The following is a 19031-nucleotide window of genomic DNA, read 5'->3' as shown; positions in this document are numbered from 1 at the left end:
TTCCTTTTCGCTCTAGGCTATAAAAAAAATCAGTACAAGAGACTAACTCTAGTACTGATTTTAACTATTGTACGTGAAAGAAAATTAAACAACTCTCACTATTCACTTCTCCCTATTGATTATACCCAAAACGCTTCAACATATTTGCGTTACTTCTCCAGTTTTTGTTCACTTTTACGTAAAGCTCAATGTGAATTTGTTTTCCAAAGAATTTCTCTAAATCTTCACGCGCCTCAGTTCCTACCTTTTTTAAAGCGGCACCTTTATGACCAATCACAATTCCTTTTTGAGTTTCGCGTTCCACCATAATTAAAGAACGAATGCGAATGATATTGTCATCTTCAAAAAATTCTTCGGTAACAATTTCAACTGCGTACGGAATTTCTTTACTGTAATTCAGTAAGATTTTCTCACGAATAGTTTCATTCACAAAAAAACGTTCTGGTTTATCCGTCAATTGATCCTTTGGGTAATAGGCTGGCGACTCTGGCAAAAGTGTAATGATTCTTTGAAAAACCTCAGGAACATTAAAATTTTGCAAGGCTGATATTGGATAGATTTCAGCATTCGGCACTTTCTCTGTCCAAAACGCCACTTGTTGCTCTAATTGTTCTTGATTCGAATTGTCAATTTTGTTAAGCAGCAGCAAAACCGGAATTTTCGAGTGGATGATTTTATTAAAAAACGCTTCATCCTTAAGTTCCTGCTCTCCAATTTCGACCATGTAAATCAAAACATCAGCATCTTCAAAAGCCGACTTCACAAAGTTCATCATCGATTCCTGCATTTCGTAAGCTGGCTTGATGATTCCTGGCGTATCCGATAGGATTAATTGAAAATCTTCTCCGTTTACAATTCCTAGAATTCTATGACGCGTTGTTTGTGCTTTTGATGTGATGATAGACAATCGTTCTCCAACGAAGGCGTTCATTAAGGTTGATTTACCCACATTTGGATTCCCGATAATGTTTACAAAACCTGCTTTATGTGACATTTGTAGTATAATTTATGGCACAAAGGTAGTCATATCAAGTCAATAGATGAAATAAAACATTTTTAAAAAAAATTGTTGGAAATACGATAATTCGTTGTACATTTGCACCCGAAACAACGCGGGATAGAGCAGTAGGCAGCTCGTCGGGCTCATAACCCGAAGGTCACAGGTTCGAGTCCTGTTCCCGCTACTAAGTAGCTTTAATGAGATTACAAAACGCACATCGCGGGATAGAGCAGTAGGCAGCTCGTCGGGCTCATAACCCGAAGGTCACAGGTTCGAGTCCTGTTCCCGCTACTAAGAAGCTTCAGAGAAATCTGGAGCTTTTTTTGTACCAATCACTTTAATCATAATCATAAAAGTAGAATTTGGTGAAAATATTTTCCTCTTTTTTATTCTCAATACCAACCACTAATTTTTTAGTATTGATCAACGATACTACTTTTCAACTGTATAATCTAACAAAATTATTCGTTTTACTTTTTGACTGTCTTAAAACTCATCAAACTTTAACCGACCATCACTATTTAAAACATATTAACTAGCAACATCAACCACTTAAAATTAAAAAAACCTGCAAAGCAAGCTATACAGGTTTTGACAAACTAAGTTCATTAAAACAACTAAATATGTAATATTAAAGAGTAGTGCAAACTCTTTATTTCTAAATTAATCTTCAGAAGCTATAGCAGTATTTTTAACATTATTTACTTCTAATAAAACCGCAACTCCTTTATCATTTATCATAGTCATATTTAACGTATCTAAAACTGCTAAATTCTTAGATATTAAACCATTAAACATGTTGTAAGAAATATTCATTTCCTTCAATTTATCTAATTTCTCAAGCTCCAAAGGTACTTGACCATTCATTTTATTATCAAATAAACTAAGATTTTCAAGTGATGTCATGTTTACTACTTCATTACTCAATGTTCCTGAAAGTTTATTACTATTTAAAAGTAATGTTTTTAGCGTTTTCATATCATACAATGAAGTTGGAATTTGTCCTACTATTTCATTGTTGAATAACGAAAGTATTTCTAATTGATTCAAAGCTCCAATTTGCATTGGTAATTCTCCTGAAATTGCATTCATATACAATTCTAAATTCTTCAAATTAGTCATTTCACAAACAGAAGATGGAATTATCCCTGATAGTCTGTTAAAAGAAAGATTCAATACTTTCATTTCTTTTAATTTCCCGATTGAAGAGGGAATTGAACCTGTTAATTGGTTTTTGTGCAAATCTAATTCTTGTAAACTCACTAGATTCAAAATCTCTTCTGGAATTTCACCAACCAGATTGTTATTTTCTAAATTAATAGCAATCACTTTATCATCTTGCAACTTTACTCCATGCCATGAAGAAACTGGTGCCGTTAGATCCCATTTTACTTTCCACTGATTTCCATTAGTAAAGTGATACAACTTCAACAACGCATCTTTCTCTGTATGAGACACATCTGCAAACATTGAAAAAGAAAACAAAATGATTAAAAATAAAGTAGTTATATTTCTCATAGCGTTAGATTTATTTCTTAATTACACATAAAAATACACACCATGAAGCTAATCAACAAATAAAATCGACAAACGACACTGTTTTATGATTTTTATAGAGTTATATCTTACATTTTTATTCAAATTCTTTACTTAACTAATAAATTCTTAAATTTGATGTACTAACCTTAAAAACTAATTTCATGGAAATCAATTTTTTAGCACTTTTTGTAGCAGCGTTATCTACACTAGTAGTAGGATTTGTGTGGTATAATCCAAAAGTTTTTGGCACTATTTGGATGAAGGAGTCTGGAATGACCGAAGAAAAAATGCAAGGCGGAAATATGCTCTTGACATTTGGAGTTTCATTACTATATGCTTTTTTCATTAGCCTTATACTACAGATGTTAACAATACATCAATTTGGGGCTTTAGGAATGGTTGGTGGTGATCCAAGCATCGCAAAACCTTCATACGAAGCTTTCATGGCAGATTACGGAATGGCTTTTAGATCTTTCAAGCATGGTGCACTACATGGCTTTATGACCGGCCTATTTTTAGCCTTGCCAATCATAGGAACTAATGCATTATATGAAAGACGAAGTTTCAAATATACCCTTGTAACAGGCGGTTTTTGGATTGTATGCTTTATGATTATGGGAGGTATTATTTGCGCCTGGAAATAATTTCTAATAAAAAAATTTCGTCTTGATCAATACAAGACGAAATTTTTATTGGATTTCATCAATTGCTTTGGCTAAATCTAAATCCTTATCCGTAACACCGCCAGCATCATGTGTAGTTAACCTTATAGTCACTTTATTATAGACATTGAATAATTCTGGATGGTGGTTTCTTTTCTCAGCCATCACACCTACTTGCACTATAAAACCTAATGCTTGAGTAAAATCTGAGAAAACAAACTTTTTCAAAATCGTATTTGTATCAAACTGCCACTCCTTTAGCATTTTTAACTCAGTTTTAATTGTCTCTTCTGAATAGGTTTTCATAATCTAAAGTTTAATTGATATAAAGTTACTTAATTTCGAGACATTGAGAAATACTTTAACTTTATTAACTAATTTTGAAAAAAAATTACTCTTCGGTTTGAACACAGCTTATTCTTTTAAAATTTATAGCACTACAACGCAACTTCCCTCAAACTGGGATGATTTAGCTGTTTCAACTATTTTTTTATCCAAAAAATACCTAGAGATTTTAGAAAAATCAGCTCCTGAAAACATGGCGTGTCATTTTATTGGGCTATTCAAAAATGAAACTTTAATTGGTATTGCTCTTTCTCAATTTTTAGATTTAAACCAACTGGAATCTTTTGGAGATCGGGATAAATGTATTAAAACTACTATTCGAAATTTAGTTTTCAGGAATTTCGGTTCTCATGTTCTCGTGATTGGAAACAATATGTTGACTGGACAAAATTCTTTTGCATTATCTGAATCTATTGATAAAAAAAAAGCACTGCAAACCTTGAGATCAGCAACAACAGCATTGAAAAAAATGTTCCAATCTAAAGGAAAAAAGATTCATATTACCACCTATAAAGATTTTCACAAAGAAGACCTTACGAACTTTGGCATTCCGGAATTCAAGAATGATTATCAGTTTTCGACACAACCAAATATGATTTTCTACATTAACGAAAACTGGAGGTCAGAACAAGATTACATCGACTCGCTTTCAAAAAAATATAGAGATCAATATAAAAGAGCCCGAAAAAAAGCAGTCGTTATTGAGAAAAGAAAAATGCATTTAGAAGATATAATAGCCCATGAAGATACTATTTATGACTTGTATCTTCATGTGGCTAAAAACGCTCCTTTCAACACTTTTTTTCTACCTAAAACCCACTTCAGAATTTTTAAAGAAACCTTTAGAGATAAATTTCTTTTTTACGGCTATTTTATTGGCGAAAAATTAATTGGATTTAATACGTTAATAAAAAACGGTCCCGTAATGGAAACCTATTTTCTTGGATATGACGAAAGCATTCAACGCGAAAAAATGTTGTATTTAAACATGCTATATGACATGATAGCATATTCTATTAACAAAGGTTTTAAGGAAATTATATTTGCAAGAACGGCATTGGAAATAAAAAGTTCTGTTGGGGCAAAACCTATAAAAATGTATGGATTTATAGCTCATAGCAATCAAATTGTCAATTCGTATATGTCAAAAATATTTAGATACCTAGAGCCCGAAACGAATTGGCAGGAACGAAACCCATTTAAATAACACTATTATTTAAATTCGGAATAGCCACTTTTAATTGTTTGGGTAAAATTTCAATATTTAGTTTTGTTTCCGTTCCACAATATTCGCCATCAATTTGAAAACTAACAGGAACATTTGTAGTTACAACTGCTTTATCCGTAGAAATTATTTCAACATCCTCTAGTTCGACAGGCATATTTCCAGAAATAATTTTCCCGAGCACTATTAAATCTAAATTTTTCAAAATAACTAACTCAAACTTTCCATCATCCATAACTCCATTTGGATTAATAGAAACTCCAGTGCCGTATTTTTGAGAATTCGCAATGACAATCATCCTTGCTGTACATTCAATAGTATCAAAGTCTCCTGTTATTTTTGCAGTAAAAGGGGCGTCTAAGTCAATTAAAGTTGTAAATGTTTGGATTGCATATCCCCATTTTCCGCGAATACTACTATTTTCATAGTTCTTAATCATTTCTGCATTTACACCCAAGTCGCTTAAATGAATACTTTTTTTTCCATTGATTGCAATCATATCCATTTCTATGTAATCGTTATGAAATGCAATTTCTAAGTTTTCTTCGATTGTGGAAGGCAAATTTAAATCTACCGCCAGCCCATTAGCCGAACCAGCTGGCAAAATTCCAATAATAACATCATGAGCTTCCATTGCCTCAGCAACCATTTTTATGGTTCCATCGCCTCCAGCCACAATAATTCGTTCTGGTTTATAGGTTTTATAGAGCACTTTTATATTCTCAATATCTGACACTCCGGAAGTATTATAAATAATGAGATTTAAATTCTCTTTTGCTGCAAAAACTGTTGCTGCATCAATCAATTCTGCTTTATCAACATCTCCAGAGATTGGATTTACAACCAGTATACTATTATTTTTCAAACTTTTTCTTCTTTTATTAATTAAAAACAATTAATTTCAACAACACTCAAAAGTACTACAATAAATGAAACCAATTTTAAAATTATATCGTGGCTATGCCAATGAACAGGAATTGATTGTTATGGGTCATGTTTTTAAACCTACAACAATTCAAGAATATAATTTTCAAAAAAAGAATCTAAAAAATGCTACTTCGGTAATTAAAATGTTTCAAATAAAAACACAAGCAAACGCCGATGTATACTTGGAACACAACAATTCCAAAATCCATACCAAAACATTAATCGACGGTTATTTTAAATTTTGCGTTCCATTAGACCAAAACACTACATATGGCTGGATTGATTATGAAGTAAGTATTGTCTACAAAAAGGAGCTCATCACCACTCGAGACAGCTATATTAGACCTCACAAAGGGAATTTAGGAATCATATCTGATATTGATGATACTTTTTTAGTTTCGCACACATTGAATCCTCTGAAGAAATTATATGTTTTATTATTTAAAAACGTAAATAAAAGAAAAATATACGATGATGTTGTTACTCATTATCAAGCTTTAAGCACCGCAGGAAGAGAGAACAAGGGAGAATTCAATGCTTTTTTCTATGTCTCTAGCAGCGAATGGAACTTGTATCGTTTTATTACAAAATTCACCGAAATTCATAAACTTCCAAAAGCAGTTTTATTATTGAAGGATATAAAAACAAGCCTCACTGATTTTTTCTTTACCGGCAGAGGCAATCACAATCATAAATTTGACAAAATAAAACACATTTTAGAATTTTATCCCAATTTAGAATATGTACTTCTTGGAGATGATTCACAACATGATCCCTATTTATACGAGGCAATTTGCAAAATTTTTCCCGTTACCGTAAAAGCCGTTTATATAAGACAAACTGGAACAAGAAAAAAAGAAAAAGTCACAGCCGTTTTGAAAAATTTAGAAACCCTAAACGTTTCTGTTTGTTATTTCAAAAATAGTAGTGAAGCCATTGAGCACTCAAAAATGATTGGGATTATCGCATAAAAAAAGAGCTCCTACTTGGAACTCTCCCTTCTTTATAAATTATCTATCTCTTCTTGAACTATTTCCCAATCTAAAAGAAGTTTGTCTAATTCTGTTTTTTTCTTGTTGTATGCTGTAAAAAACTTTGCATCTTCAATATGTTTGTCATAATTAGAAGCTAGCATTTTATCGTCTTGCTGAATGTCTTTTTCCAATTGCTTGATTTGACTTTCTACTTTGCTCAATTTATTTTGCAAAGCTTTTCCTTTTTTCTGATCTTCGTAAGAAGCTTTATTACTCTCTTTAGGTGCTGCTGCTTTTTGAGCATCTTTTTTCTCTACTTCACGCATATTTTCCATATTGCGTTGTTCCAAGAAGTAGTTGATATCGCCTAAATATTCTTTTATTTTTTGGTCTTTGAACTCGTAAACCAGATTTGACATGCCTTGCAAGAAATCCCTATCGTGAGAAACCAATAATAAAGTACCTCCAAATTTTTGAAGTGCAGCTTTCAAAACATTTTTGGATTTGATGTCCAAGTGATTCGTAGGCTCATCCATCAATAAAACATTAATAGGTTGCAATAACAATTTACAAAGCGCTAAACGGTTTCTTTCGCCCCCAGAAAGGACTTTTACCTTTTTCTCTACATCGTCACCACGAAACAAGAAAGAACCCAGCATATCGCGTACTTTCATTCGATTCGTATCTGCTGCTGCATCTTCCATGGTTTGCAACAAAGTGATTTCTCCATCCAGATATTCTGCTTGATTCTGTGCAAAATACCCTAACTGTACATTATGACCTAATTTGATATTTCCTTTATATTCAAATTCATCAACAATTGCTTTAATGAAAGTCGATTTTCCTTGTCCGTTTTGTCCAACAAAAGCAATTTTGCTTCCACGCTCCACTAATAAATTAATATCTTTTAGAATCGTTTTGTCTCCGTAGCTTTTAGTCACATTTTCGGCTTCAATTACTACTCTTCCTGGTTCTTTAGAAACTGGAAAAGTAATGTTCATCACCGAGTTATCATCCTCATCTACTTCGATGAGTTCTACTTTATCTAATTTTTTAATTAAAGACTGCGCCATCGAAGCTTTGGAAGCTTTGGCTCGGAATTTTTCGATTAATTTCTCCGTTTCTTCAATTTTTTTGGCTTGGTTTTTTTGTGTAGCCAATTGTTTCTCCCGAATTTCATGACGTAATTCTAAATATTGAGAATAAGGTTTATTGAAATCGTAGGCTTTTCCTAGGGAAATTTCGATAGTTCTATTAGTCACATTATCCAAGAACATTTTATCGTGCGAAACAATTACCACAACTCCCGGATAATTACGAAGGAAACTTTCTAACCAAATGATACTTTCTATATCCAGGTGATTTGTAGGCTCATCCAGTAACAAAACATCATTTGCTTGTAATAATAATTTGGCTAATTCGATACGCATTCTCCATCCACCAGAAAAAGTTTCCGTTTGATTGTCGAAAACATCTCTTTTAAAACCTAATCCCAATAAAATTTTCTCCGTATCACCTACATAATTATAACCGCCTAATAATTCAAAACGATGGGTATAATCTGATAGGTCTTCAATAATTTGGCTGTATTCATCACTTTCATAATCCGTTCTTGTCACTAACAAGTGATTAATCTCTTCAAGCTTTTTCTCTACAATCTTGATTTCGGTAAACGCTTCATACGCTTCTTCCAGAACTGTTCTTCCTTGCTCAAAATCAATATCCTGACGCAAGAATCCCATACGAAGATCTTTTTCTTGAGAAATCACACCTGAATCGGGAGCAAAATCTTTTGCTAACATTTTAAGCATGGTAGATTTTCCCGCTCCATTCTTCCCAACAAGACCTACACGGTCTCCGGCACCCAATCGAAAGGTAACTTCTTCAAATAAATAAGTACCACCAAACGAAACAGATAAATTGTGTATATTAAGCATGTATTGTTATTTTATTCCTTTTCGAATTCGTAAATTTGTATCCCGAATTGTCGGGACTAAAAAAGGAAAAATTAAATTTTTTGCAAATGTTAAAAAAAGGATCCAAATTATATAGCATTTTAACAGGAACTTGTCCTAAATGTCAGAATGAGAGTATGTATTTAGATAAAAATCCGTTACATTTCAATAAAATCTTGAAAATGCATGAAAATTGCAGCCATTGTGGTTTGAAATATCAAATTGAGCCTTCCTTTTTTTATGGTGCAATGTATGTAAGTTATGGCTTAAATGTCGCAGTTGGAATAGCTGCCTTTATAGTTTCGTTTATCCTATTTGGCTCAAGCCTTAAAGTTGCCTTTATTGCTATAATTGTGTCACTTATTCTCTTATTTCCATTTGTGCTTCGCTGGTCTAGAAATATATACATCAATATGTTTGTTTCCTATGACCCAAAAACAAAATAATACTATTTGTTTCCTTTAGACAAAAATCTATTACTATCAATTTCTTTACTTAAAGGAATTTGATGTTCAATACTATCAAATAAAGCTTTTGCCATTGCTGGTCCAAGCATTACTCCTCTTGTTCCTAAACCATTCAAAATATGTATGGATTCATGATTTTGGTGCGTTCCCACTAACGGCCTTCTATCTTTAACAGTTGGGCGAACGCCAGCAAAATGAGCTACAATTTCAAAATCACAAGTAATGATTTCTTTTATTCTATCTACTAATTCGGTTTTTCCTTCTTCTGTAGGCAAATCTGTTTTGTCTTTCCAATTATATGTTGCGCCAACTTTGAACAAATCATTTCCAAGAGGTAGAATAAACACACTCGTATTCACAATTATATCTAGATTCAACTCAGGTGCTTTTATGATAAAAAGCTCACCTTTAGTCCCATCTAAAGGCAATTGATTAAAATAAGGATTAGCATGCATCCCAAAACCTTCCGCAAAAATAATATGTTTGGCATAAATATCTTTATAACGAATACCGTCTGAAGTAATATGTAAAGCATCATAATCAAAAGATTCTTCCTGAAACCAATTATTATACTTTAGATAATCTCTGTATTTATTTAAAAGTAGTGCTGTATCCACATAGCCCGTTTGTAAAACTTCACCATAGCCGTAAGGAGAATCAATCCCAGCGTACTTTTTAGAAATTAACGTTGTTGACAAAAAAGGAGCAAGTGCTATTTTATCTGAAGCAGCAAACCAATTATTCTGCTCTTCAACGGAAAAGAATTTCCTTAAAATTGGTCTTTTAAAATCAAATTTATATTTTAGTTTTTCCTCTAAGGAAGTATAAAACTCATTCATTAAAACCAATTGTTCTTGCGCCTGCCAGACTTCACTAAAACGCTTTAAAATAACAGGATTATACAAACCGCCTGCAATTTTGGAGGAGTTTTGAGAATTATTATCCAAAACAAAAACAGTCTTTTCATTGCGAAGCGCAATTTCGGTAAAAGATATACCTGCTAAACCAGAACCTACAATTAAATAATCAATCATTGAAAAATGTCATTTGAAACTACCTGCAAAGAAAGCACTTTAAAACAAAAAAACTCTTACCATTATAGTAAGAGTTTTTTAATAATTCTATAAAATGGATATTAATAATTCCACATATCTTGTTCGAAATTGCGTATTTTTTCTTTTACTCTTTCAGATTCTAACAATTGATTTTGAGCATTATCTTTCATGTATTCATCAATTTTTCTATCCCCGTATACATTTTCTTCTTTATAGATAACACTATTAAAACGCCTCGAATTTAATATTTGATCAAATGAAATTGGCATCGCTGAATTTTTATCATTAAACGCTTTTGCTTCATGTAAAACATCTCTTGCTGCTGGGAAAAACACCCAAAACAATTCGATATAATCTTTTTCATCACTATTCATCGTGTAAACATCAGGAGTCACAGGACAAATTCCTAACAAACGATACTTCAATTCACTTTGACGTTTGTCAAAATACCAATACCCTTTTATTTTGTATTGAGTTACGTCTTGAGCTGCTAAATCTTGTCTTAAAATATACTCATCAGATATTTGATTTCCTGCATTAATTTGCTCCCTACCTGCATCAGTAGTATCAATTCGAGTTAATGAAGTTTGAATATCTTGCATTGATTTTTTGGTATTAAAATAACTATCGGTATACACCTCAGTAATTTTACCATTTTTCAAAGCTTTCGTAAGCACATCATACAAAGATCTTCTATCCGATCCAATATTTGCGGTATCAATAGGAAAATACAAAGCAAAATTAATTTTTTCACTTAAGTCAATAATTTCCCATGTAGTCTTACCCATTAAGACATCCCTATCATGAACATAACCATACACTAATGGTTTATCGTTATCTGAAATGAGTTGTGCTGCAGTTTTTAGCCCTATTTGATCAGGAGTTTTTGCATTAAGCAAATTAGACTGTCCAAAAGATGCAAAACTTCCCGTAATAGAGACAATAGCGATTAAAAAATTTCTTATATTCATCATGGTATCGTAATAAGATATTGAAGTAGGTCAAATATAAACGTACTTATTTTTATTGTATTTCAAAAATTACTGGAGCAGTTCTTGGCAATAAATAGTTACCTGCACCAACTAGTTTTGTTTTTATTTCAGAAATAGTAACTTGATCACCTCTTCCTGCTTTAGAAAGTACGGCTTTACATTGTGCACTCAATTTATTTCCAGTAACAACTACAGTAGGTTGACCAGTTACTTTTAAGTTGAAACCAACAACATTCAAGCCAACTTCAAAATCAAAATCTTCTAATTTTGCTCCAATAGTAGCGATTTCAAGATTTGATTTAGGTCCTTTAACTACACCTGTTTCTCCTCTAATAGTTCCTGTAGGTCCTGGAATACCTTTAATTCTAAATACTTTTTTGTCAGAAGCAACTTTACCGTCTGCCATTTTTCCACTAACATTGATTACAACTTCATTTCCTCCTTGCGGACTCATATTGTATTTTCCGTTTCCAACTTTAGTCAAACCTGCAGCAGAAGCATTCACGTCCTTATCAGCAATCCCTGCAAATGAAATAGAAATAGGGTTTACAACACCTCTATAGACTACATTCATTTTATCAGCTGAAATTGTAGCCGAATTAGGTCTTGGCACGACAACATATTTGCCTGAAAATGTCAATGGAATCGTTTTTCCATCTTCAACAAATGTAAATTGACCACCAATAGTTTGTTCTCCTACACCTCCAGCAGTTAAAGCAATTTTTGCTTGCCCCGTTGCTGGATCAAGTCTTGCTCCTGTTACACTCTTAGGTTTTGTATTTTCATCATAACGTCCTAAAACAACTTTACCCGTAACAGCTTCCCCTTGAAAATAAGCATTTTTATCTAATACTACAATTGCTTGATAGTTACTATAAGAAGCAGCAGCAACAGCCGCTTTTCCTAAGGCTGCACTATACACATCTGATTCTGCTTTATTGATATCATTTTGCCAAGTAGACAATTTTGCGACAGATGCTATAGCAGGAAAACCTTTGAAATGGTAAGACAAAAACTTGTCTTTTAAACCTTCTTTATTTTTAACATCCGAAACATCAAATTTACTTTCAATCTCACTAATAATTGACTTATATTTTTTATCAGTCCCTAGAGCAGCTTTCATATCTGCTTTATATTGATTGATAGTCGCGATAATTTCATTTCCTTTTTTACCGTAACCTTCGCCTGTGAACCAATCATCAATATTGTCACCCTTATCCATTTCTTCATAAGGTAGCTTTCCCGTTTCTGGATCAACCTCATAACCTTTAGTCGCTTGTTCTTTCAAAGAAGCAATGTAGTTATAAAAATTATCCGTTATTGTTTTTACTTTATGAGCGGTTATAGCTGCTACAGCAAATTCACCTTTAGCTTCTGCAGCCTTGGTATCTAAAGCAACTAACATCTGATCATTGGTCTGTTTTGAATTTACATTTGTACTTTCAAATTTTTCGTTCATTAATCCGAAACCTGAGATCACTTCTTTTGAAACATTCATTGCCAACATAGCGATAAAAACCAAGTACATTAGGTTAATCATCTTCTGTCTAGGGGTTAGTTTTCCTCCTGCCATATTTTCTACTAATTAGTTTGTTGTTTTTTTTATAGTCTGAAACTAATTATCCTTTATTACCCATTGCAGAAAGCATACCGCCATAAACATTGTTTAATGAAGCAATATTTGCAGTCATAGATTGCATTTGTTCTTTCAATTTTCCAGCATTTTCAGCAATTTCTTTGTTTGCTTCAGCATTTCTAGAAGCACTTTCTAATTGCACTTTGTATAAACTATTTAAAGATTCCATCTGAGCCGCAGCCATAGATAATTCTTCGCTGTATTTCTTTGTTGCAGAAATAGAATCTACAGTTGGAGCAATTCCTTTTGCAGCAGATTCAAAATTTTTGATACTATTCCCTAAACTCGCCATTAATTCCCCATCAATTTTTGCATCTTTTAACATCGCATCTAATTTTTGAGATAATAATCCTTGCGTATCAGCAGGTGCTTCAACTTTTTTCTTTGGTTCTGCTTTAACTCCATTTGCTAATTCCGGGTAAACCAATGTCCAATCTAATTCATCATCAACTGGTTCAAATGCTGAAAGCGCAAAAATAAAAGCCTCAGTTAACAATCCAATAGAAAGCATCAAAGTACCTGTTAATGGCCCTAATTCAAAGTGAGTGATTTTAAAAAGGGCACCAACAATAACAACTGCTGCTCCCATACCGTATGCAAAATTCATTGCTTTTTTTCCTAATAATGCCATAATCTTAATTTTTTTTGTTAGTGTAGGTTTTTTTTATTTAAAGGGGTTTAGTAATTATTTCTTTTTACCGTTTCCAGTGGTTTGAAGTCCCATATAATCTTGAACAGTTCTAAAACCAATATAACTTCTTGCTGAATCTGCATATTCATGATCGCGAGTACTTACTTGTAAAAAATAAGCAACGTCTTTCCATGATCCGCCTCGAACAACTTTTCTTTGATTTTTATAATCCTGAACATTAGGATTCATTGAAGAAACATATTCATATGCATTTGGATCATACGATGAATCTGTCCATTCCGAAACGTTTCCAGCCATATTATAAAGATTATAACCGTTTGGCTCATATGACTTTGCTTCTACAGTATATAAAGCCTCATCTGCTGCATAATCCCCTCTATTAGGTTTAAAATTAGCAAGAAAACAACCTCTATCATTTTTGGTATACGGGCCACCCCAAGGATAAGTAGCTGATTCTAAACCACCTCTAGCTGAATATTCCCATTCAGCCTCCGTAGGCAATCTAAAAGAATTTATCAAATCGTGACCTTTCTTTTTAGATTTTATGTAAGTATTTTTATTTAAAGTTCTCCAAGCACAAAAAGCTTTTGCCTGTGTCCATTTAACCCCTACAACTGGATAATCTCCATAAGCTTTGTGCCAGAAATAATCGTTGTGCATAGGCTCGTTATAAGAATAAGCATAATCCTTGATCCAAACTGTAGTATCAGGATATACTTTTACTTCTTCTGTTCTAATAAAGTTTTTTCTATTTCCAACTTTAGCTTTTGCTGCAGCCTGAATATCCATCCAAGAGTAACGGAATTTTAATTTATTTACATCGATAGTTCTTAATCCATTGTAGGAAGCCTCAATTGGCAAGTACATGGAATCCATAACTTCCGCATAATACGCATCAGGATACAACTTAGTATCTTTTATTAATTTTACTTTTTTGTTTAATTTTCTTCCCGCATACGGATCATCAGCAGTACCTACACTATAATAGTTATCATACATGTATTTATCATAGGCCGTCATTTTTTCAGGATCTGAATCATTAAAAGCAAAATCCCCTATACTTCCGGCATTTTTACCTTTCCCATTAGCAGTTCCTGCTGTTTGTCCACTTTCATCAGCTAGAATAGCTAATCGAACTCTCATAGTAGAATCTTTTACCCATTCTACAAATTGACGGTATTCACTATTGGTAATTTCTGTTTCGTCCATATAAAAAGAGCGGACAGTAACTGTTTTAGTAGGAGCATCTTCTACATTAGCTAAATCCCCGTCTGATTTACCCATAATGAAAGCTCCACCAGGGATTAAAGTCATTCCATAAGGCTTTTCAGGATGCCACTTACCTCCATTTATACCAACTAATTCTCCTTTATCACTTGATTTACCACAGCCAATTAAAAGGGCCAAAATTGACGTATATGCAATGAACTTCTTCATATAAATTTGGTTATCTATTCATTATTTTATAAGTGTGTAAACCTATTTATTATTTATTAATAAAACAATATTTTTGTCGTGAAAATAATTTGAGCTCAAAAATAATGTTAAATAAAATACAAAAAAAATATTTTATCGATAAAACGCAAAAATAATCGATAAAATACATATAAATTGATTTTTTAATCTTTTTTACACTATTACGACTATAAAAGACTTTGATTTTTAAACAATTTTTAACAATCAAAGTCTAAATCACTACTAATTAATTACAAAATATTCTTACGCTGTGCCTTCCACCATCTTTCAGGCAATTCTTGATTACATGCCAATAAATATTCTTCATAAGAACAAGGTAATAACGTATTTCTTTTTAATTTATTATTAACATTTGAAATAAATGGGATTTCAATCCACCATCGATCCGTTTTATCACTTTTATAGAAAACAAGTTCCTCTTCCTCTAATGGAACAATATATTTTAAATAATTTTCCTTACTTCCAAAAGGATACTCATTAGAGCGATAATGAAAGCCTTCGATGAAATACCAAATCACTTGTGCAATCAATACTGATTCTTGTGCTGCATTATTATGGTTGAATATCCCAAACGAAGATACTTTATCACTTATTCCAGCATATCGAGACAACGAACAAATTTCTTTTCCATTAAAACCATTTGGTGCAAACGAAATGAAATTTCCAGAATCTGATGATTTAACTGAATTTAAATCAATACTTACTACATCGGCATCTCTAAAAACGGGCTCCGAAATAGAGATATTATTCGAAACTTCTCCTAATCGATACGCATCAAAAAACAATTTTTCTATCAAATCTATTTCTTCCTGCGAGTTAAAATACGTTTGATATCCAATATTGCAATAATTGAAAAGATTATTCGGTTCGTCTACAATTATTTTTGTCAAATAAGACGAAGCCGAAACTTCCTCTTCATCCTTACCAAAATCAAATTTATTATCAATGGAAACTAAATTGACCATTTGTTCTAAATCATCATAAGCTCTGTAAAGTGCATACGTCAAATCTTGTGAACCGCCAATCACTATAGGAGTAATTTTTTTCTTGACTAGACTTGCAACTACTTTTTTTAAGGCAAAATAAGTGTCTTCAGCAGTATTTCCAGCTAGAATATCCCCTAAATCAGCAATAGAGGCATCCCAATTTCCAGGAAACAAGCCATACAATTCTTTTCGAACAGGTATTAAATCAACATCCGAAACAGCTTTTTTATCTCCTCTATTCTCCAAAACGCCTATTACAGCAATTTGAATCTTATTTAAATCTGGAAACTGTTTTTCTGTATGTAATACTATTTTACTTCCTAATTGCTGGGAAGTGAGTCCGTTTATATACATCAGAACTTCATCATCTACGGGCTTCAGAAAATCAAATTCCATTTTATTTCTTTTTTACTGCTGGTTTCTTTGCTGGTGCTTTTTTGGCTGCTACTTTTTTAGCGGGTGTTTTTTTAGCAGGTGTTTTCTTGGCAATCATCTCCTGAACTTCTGCTAATGTCAATTTAGTAGCATCAACATCTTTACTTAGTTCAATTTTAATTTTGCCTTTCGTAATAACAGAACGTCCCCAACGGGCTTTTTCGACCAAAATCCCCTCTTCTTCCCAATTATGAAGAACCTTGTCAATATTTTTTTGCAGTTTATCTTCAATCAATGCTTCGATATCTCCTTGAGATAAATTATCAAAATTGTACTTCTTACTTACATTTATAAAAATACCATTCCATTTGATAAAAGGACCAAAACGACCAGTTCCCTTTTGAACACCTTCTCCTTTATAAACCGCAATTGGCGCATCAGCAAGTGCTTTTTCGTCTATTAATTCTTTTGCTCTCTCAAAATCTACATCCAATGGATTTTCTCCTTTTGGCAAGGATACAAAAGCAGCTCCATGGCGAATATAAGGTCCAAAACGACCATTACTAACTTCTACTTCTTCGTCTTTATAGTTTCCAAGATTTTTAGGTAATAAGAATAAATTTAAGGTTTCTTCTAAAGTGATGTTCCCAATATTTTGATCATTCATCAAACTAGCAAACTTTTTCTCTTCGTCATCTGCAGCTCCAATTTGAGCCATAGGTCCAAATTTACCTAAACGCACCGATACTGGTTTTCCAGTTTTTGGGTCTGTTCCTAAAATTCTTTCTCCACTTTCTCTATCAGCATTCGCTTCTACATCTTTCACATTTGGGTGAAATTGATCGTAGAATTCTTGCATCATTTTTGTCCAGACGATATTTCCTTCAGCAATTTCATCAAAATCCTGTTCTACTTTTGCTGTAAAATTATAGTCCAAAATATTTCCGAAATTTTTCACCAAGAAATCCGTAACAATAGTTCCAATATCTGTAGGTACTAATTTCCCTTTGTCAGAACCCGTATTCTCTTTCAGTAACTTCTCTCCTACTTTACCGGATTGTAAAGTCAGTTGTGTATAATTTCTTTCCTGACCATCAAGATTTCCTTTCTCCACATAATTTCTGTTGATGATCGTAGAAATCGTTGGCGCATAAGTAGAAGGACGACCAATTCCCAGTTCCTCTAATTTTTTTACCAAAGATGCCTCAGTAAATCTTGCAGGCGCCCTTGAATACCTTTCGGTTGCTGAGATATAATTGTTTTGTAATTTTTCGTTAACTTTCATTGCAGGCAGCATCCCTTCTTGCTCTTCTTCATCGTCATCATGACCTTCTAAATATACTTTCAAGAAACCTTCAAAAAGCAATACTTCTCCAGATGCCGTGAATATTTCACCGTGATTATTTGCTTCAATTTTCACGTTTGTACGCTCTAATTGTGCGTCACTCATTTGCGAAGCCAACGTTCTTTTCCAAATCAAATCATACAACCGCGCTTGATCTCTATCGATATCTACCGTATGACGAGACATATCCGTAGGACGAATCGCCTCGTGTGCTTCTTGTGCGCCTTTACTTTTATTGACAAATGTTCGCGGTTTTGAGAATTCTTTTCCGTAGGATTTGATAATTTCAGCCTGAGCAGCTTCCATCGCATCTTTTGATAAGTTCACACTATCCGTTCTCATATAAGTAATAAGTCCGGCTTCGTACAAACGTTGTGCGAGTTGCATGGTAATCCCAACAGGCAAATACAATTTACGAGCTGCTTCTTGTTGCAAAGTCGAAGTTGTAAATGGACCAGTTGGTGATTTTTTGGTAGGTTTAGTTTCTAAATCTGCTACCTTATATGTAGAACCAATATTTTTATTTAAAAAATCTTCGGCTTCTTTTTTAGTATTGAAATTTTTAGGTAGTTTGGCTTTGAATGTTTTTCCGGATTCATTCGTAAATTCAGCTACTACAGAATACGTTGCAATTGCATTAAAATTTTGAATTTCACGCTCCCGTTCCACAATCAAACGTACGGAAACCGATTGAACACGACCTGCAGAAAGTCCACCTTTTATTTTTCTCCAAAGTACAGGCGACAATTCATAACCAACTAATCTGTCCAAAACACGACGGGCTTGTTGTGCATTGACTAAATTATAATCGATTTCTCGTGGATTATCAATTGCTTTTAGAATCGCAGTTTTAGTGATTTCATGAAAAACAATACGCTTAGTCTTCTTCTTATCTAATTTTAATTCTTCGGCTAAATGCCAAGAAATAGCCTCACCCTCACGATCCTCATCACTTGCTAACCAAACCATTTCAGCTTTTTTAGCTAGTCCTTTTAATTTGGTGACCAATGCTTTTTTATCGGCAGAAACTTCATATTTAGGCTTGAAACCATTTTCGACATCTACTCCAATTTCTTTGGATGGTAAATCGGCAATATGTCCGTAACTGGACTCTACCTGAAAATCACTACCTAGAAATTTTTCGATTGTTTTTGCCTTTGCAGGTGATTCCACTATAACTAAATTCTTTGCCATATTCCGATTGTTTATGTCGGCAAAAGTATATGATTTTTTTAAATTTTAAGTTTTTTAAATTTTAAAAGTCAATTTAATCGTTGAATTGCGGGTTTTAACACATTTAAATTTAATAAATTTTGGACCAATTTATCCGTTCTTTTAAACACCTTAAAATAGTGTTAATTCTTAATCTGACATCTTGTCATATTTATTTGAATTACGTTATCTTTGCACTTTGAAAACA

The 19031-nt window shown here is 33.0% G+C and carries 16 protein-coding genes and 2 tRNA genes; 6 read left to right on the top strand and 12 right to left on the bottom strand.

Annotated elements, in window-relative coordinates; translation table 11 throughout:
• Positions 1 to 112: 112 nt before the first annotated feature.
• Positions 113 to 994, bottom strand: a complete 882-nt coding sequence (gene era, locus V5J73_RS02805) for a GTPase Era (RefSeq protein WP_086453362.1) — start codon at positions 992 to 994, stop codon at positions 113 to 115.
• A 117-nt stretch (positions 995 to 1111) separates the two neighbouring features.
• Between era and V5J73_RS02800 the strand changes: the two genes are divergently transcribed.
• Positions 1112 to 1184, top strand: a tRNA-Met gene (locus V5J73_RS02800).
• A 34-nt stretch (positions 1185 to 1218) separates the two neighbouring features.
• Positions 1219 to 1291: transfer RNA gene (locus tag V5J73_RS02795), tRNA-Met, on the top strand.
• Between the two features lie 372 nt (positions 1292 to 1663).
• Here V5J73_RS02795 and V5J73_RS02790 read toward each other — a convergent pair.
• Positions 1664 to 2518, bottom strand: coding sequence for a leucine-rich repeat domain-containing protein (locus V5J73_RS02790; RefSeq protein ID WP_338647455.1), 855 nt, complete (start codon positions 2516 to 2518; stop codon positions 1664 to 1666).
• 182 nt (positions 2519 to 2700) lie between these two features.
• Here V5J73_RS02790 and V5J73_RS02785 point away from each other — a divergent pair, with 182 nt between their 5' ends.
• Positions 2701 to 3183, top strand: coding sequence for a DUF1761 domain-containing protein (locus tag V5J73_RS02785; RefSeq protein WP_338647453.1), 483 nt, complete (start codon positions 2701 to 2703; stop codon positions 3181 to 3183).
• Positions 3184 to 3228: 45 nt separating this feature from the next.
• Here the strand turns inward: V5J73_RS02785 and V5J73_RS02780 are convergent, their stop codons facing one another.
• Positions 3229 to 3507 (bottom strand): 4a-hydroxytetrahydrobiopterin dehydratase, encoded by a 279-nt coding sequence (locus V5J73_RS02780; protein ID WP_338647451.1) that lies wholly within the window; start codon positions 3505 to 3507, stop codon positions 3229 to 3231.
• Between the two features lie 97 nt (positions 3508 to 3604).
• On the opposite strand from V5J73_RS02780, the gene V5J73_RS02775 reads away from it, so the two are divergent.
• The gene (locus tag V5J73_RS02775; RefSeq protein WP_338648652.1) at positions 3605 to 4753 is read left to right on the top strand and encodes a GNAT family N-acetyltransferase; all 1149 of its coding nucleotides are present in this window, start codon (positions 3605 to 3607) and stop codon (positions 4751 to 4753) included.
• Here the strand turns inward: V5J73_RS02775 and V5J73_RS02770 are convergent.
• Entirely contained in the window at positions 4746 to 5636 is an 891-nt protein-coding gene (locus V5J73_RS02770) for a diacylglycerol/lipid kinase family protein (RefSeq protein ID WP_338647449.1), read from the bottom strand. The genes V5J73_RS02775 and V5J73_RS02770 overlap by 8 nt on opposite strands.
• 64 nt (positions 5637 to 5700) lie before the next feature.
• Here V5J73_RS02770 and V5J73_RS02765 point away from each other — a divergent pair, with 64 nt between their 5' ends.
• A complete protein-coding gene (locus tag V5J73_RS02765; RefSeq protein WP_338647447.1) occupies positions 5701 to 6669 on the top strand; it encodes an App1 family protein in 969 nt (322 codons plus the stop codon).
• Positions 6670 to 6701: 32 nt separating this feature from the next.
• Here the strand turns inward: V5J73_RS02765 and V5J73_RS02760 are convergent, their stop codons facing one another.
• Positions 6702 to 8609: an ABC transporter ATP-binding protein gene (locus V5J73_RS02760; RefSeq protein WP_338647445.1), complete on the bottom strand. Its 1908-nt coding sequence runs from the start codon at positions 8607 to 8609 to the stop codon at positions 6702 to 6704.
• Between the two features lie 86 nt (positions 8610 to 8695).
• Between V5J73_RS02760 and V5J73_RS02755 the strand changes: the two genes are divergently transcribed.
• Positions 8696 to 9073 (top strand): DUF983 domain-containing protein, encoded by a 378-nt coding sequence (locus V5J73_RS02755; RefSeq protein WP_338647443.1) that lies wholly within the window; start codon positions 8696 to 8698, stop codon positions 9071 to 9073.
• 2 nt (positions 9074 to 9075) lie between these two features.
• Here the strand turns inward: V5J73_RS02755 and V5J73_RS02750 are convergent, their stop codons facing one another.
• The 7 genes from V5J73_RS02750 to topA all read right to left on the bottom strand — a co-directional run bounded on the left by V5J73_RS02750 (position 9076) and on the right by topA (position 18805).
• Positions 9076 to 10128: an NAD(P)/FAD-dependent oxidoreductase gene (locus V5J73_RS02750; RefSeq protein WP_338647442.1), complete on the bottom strand. Its 1053-nt coding sequence runs from the start codon at positions 10126 to 10128 to the stop codon at positions 9076 to 9078.
• A 101-nt stretch (positions 10129 to 10229) separates the two neighbouring features.
• Positions 10230 to 11120, bottom strand: coding sequence for a type IX secretion system ring protein PorN/GldN (porN, locus tag V5J73_RS02745; protein ID WP_338648650.1), 891 nt, complete (start codon positions 11118 to 11120; stop codon positions 10230 to 10232).
• 52 nt (positions 11121 to 11172) lie between these two features.
• Complete coding sequence (gene porM / locus V5J73_RS02740) at positions 11173 to 12714, bottom strand: type IX secretion system motor protein PorM/GldM (protein WP_338647440.1); 1542 nt, start codon at positions 12712 to 12714, stop codon at positions 11173 to 11175.
• A gap of 46 nt (positions 12715 to 12760) precedes the next feature.
• A complete protein-coding gene (gene porL, locus V5J73_RS02735) occupies positions 12761 to 13408 on the bottom strand; it encodes a type IX secretion system motor protein PorL/GldL (protein ID WP_338647438.1) in 648 nt (215 codons plus the stop codon).
• Positions 13409 to 13462: 54 nt separating this feature from the next.
• Positions 13463 to 14866 carry a type IX secretion system lipoprotein PorK/GldK gene (gene porK / locus V5J73_RS02730; protein ID WP_338647437.1) on the bottom strand — a complete coding sequence of 468 codons (1404 nt, stop codon included), beginning with the start codon at positions 14864 to 14866 and terminating at the stop codon, positions 13463 to 13465.
• Positions 14867 to 15135: 269 nt separating this feature from the next.
• Positions 15136 to 16287: a formimidoylglutamase gene (locus V5J73_RS02725; protein WP_338647435.1), complete on the bottom strand. Its 1152-nt coding sequence runs from the start codon at positions 16285 to 16287 to the stop codon at positions 15136 to 15138.
• Between the two features lies 1 nt (position 16288).
• Positions 16289 to 18805 (bottom strand): type I DNA topoisomerase, encoded by a 2517-nt coding sequence (gene topA / locus V5J73_RS02720; protein WP_338647434.1) that lies wholly within the window; start codon positions 18803 to 18805, stop codon positions 16289 to 16291.
• Positions 18806 to 19031 lie beyond the last annotated feature (226 nt).

The sequence above is a fragment of the Flavobacterium sp. KS-LB2 genome (genome assembly GCF_036895565.1).
Taxonomy (GTDB): Bacteria; Bacteroidota; Bacteroidia; order Flavobacteriales; family Flavobacteriaceae; genus Flavobacterium.
The sequence above is the reverse complement of the archived record's forward strand: the minus strand, read 5'-3'. Positions and strand labels throughout refer to the sequence as shown.

Bases quoted from the DNA above. Each gene is read 5' to 3' on its own strand.
- V5J73_RS02755 (WP_338647443.1), top strand. From the start codon at position 8,696: ATGTTAAAAAAAGGATCCAAATTATATAGCATTTTAACAGGAACTTGT.
- porN (WP_338648650.1), bottom strand. From the start codon at position 11,120: ATGAATATAAGAAATTTTTTAATCGCTATTGTCTCTATTACGGGAAGT.
- porL (WP_338647438.1), bottom strand. From the start codon at position 13,408: ATGGCATTATTAGGAAAAAAAGCAATGAATTTTGCATACGGTATGGGA.
- topA (WP_338647434.1), bottom strand. From the start codon at position 18,805: ATGGCAAAGAATTTAGTTATAGTGGAATCACCTGCAAAGGCAAAAACA.
- porM (WP_338647440.1), bottom strand. From the start codon at position 12,714: ATGGCAGGAGGAAAACTAACCCCTAGACAGAAGATGATTAACCTAATG.
- V5J73_RS02750 (WP_338647442.1), bottom strand. From the start codon at position 10,128: ATGATTGATTATTTAATTGTAGGTTCTGGTTTAGCAGGTATATCTTTT.
- porK (WP_338647437.1), bottom strand. From the start codon at position 14,866: ATGAAGAAGTTCATTGCATATACGTCAATTTTGGCCCTTTTAATTGGC.
- V5J73_RS02725 (WP_338647435.1), bottom strand. From the start codon at position 16,287: ATGGAATTTGATTTTCTGAAGCCCGTAGATGATGAAGTTCTGATGTAT.
- V5J73_RS02780 (WP_338647451.1), bottom strand. From the start codon at position 3,507: ATGAAAACCTATTCAGAAGAGACAATTAAAACTGAGTTAAAAATGCTA.
- V5J73_RS02790 (WP_338647455.1), bottom strand. From the start codon at position 2,518: ATGAGAAATATAACTACTTTATTTTTAATCATTTTGTTTTCTTTTTCA.
- V5J73_RS02760 (WP_338647445.1), bottom strand. From the start codon at position 8,609: ATGCTTAATATACACAATTTATCTGTTTCGTTTGGTGGTACTTATTTA.
- V5J73_RS02765 (WP_338647447.1), top strand. From the start codon at position 5,701: ATGAAACCAATTTTAAAATTATATCGTGGCTATGCCAATGAACAGGAA.
- era (WP_086453362.1), bottom strand. From the start codon at position 994: ATGTCACATAAAGCAGGTTTTGTAAACATTATCGGGAATCCAAATGTG.
- V5J73_RS02785 (WP_338647453.1), top strand. From the start codon at position 2,701: ATGGAAATCAATTTTTTAGCACTTTTTGTAGCAGCGTTATCTACACTA.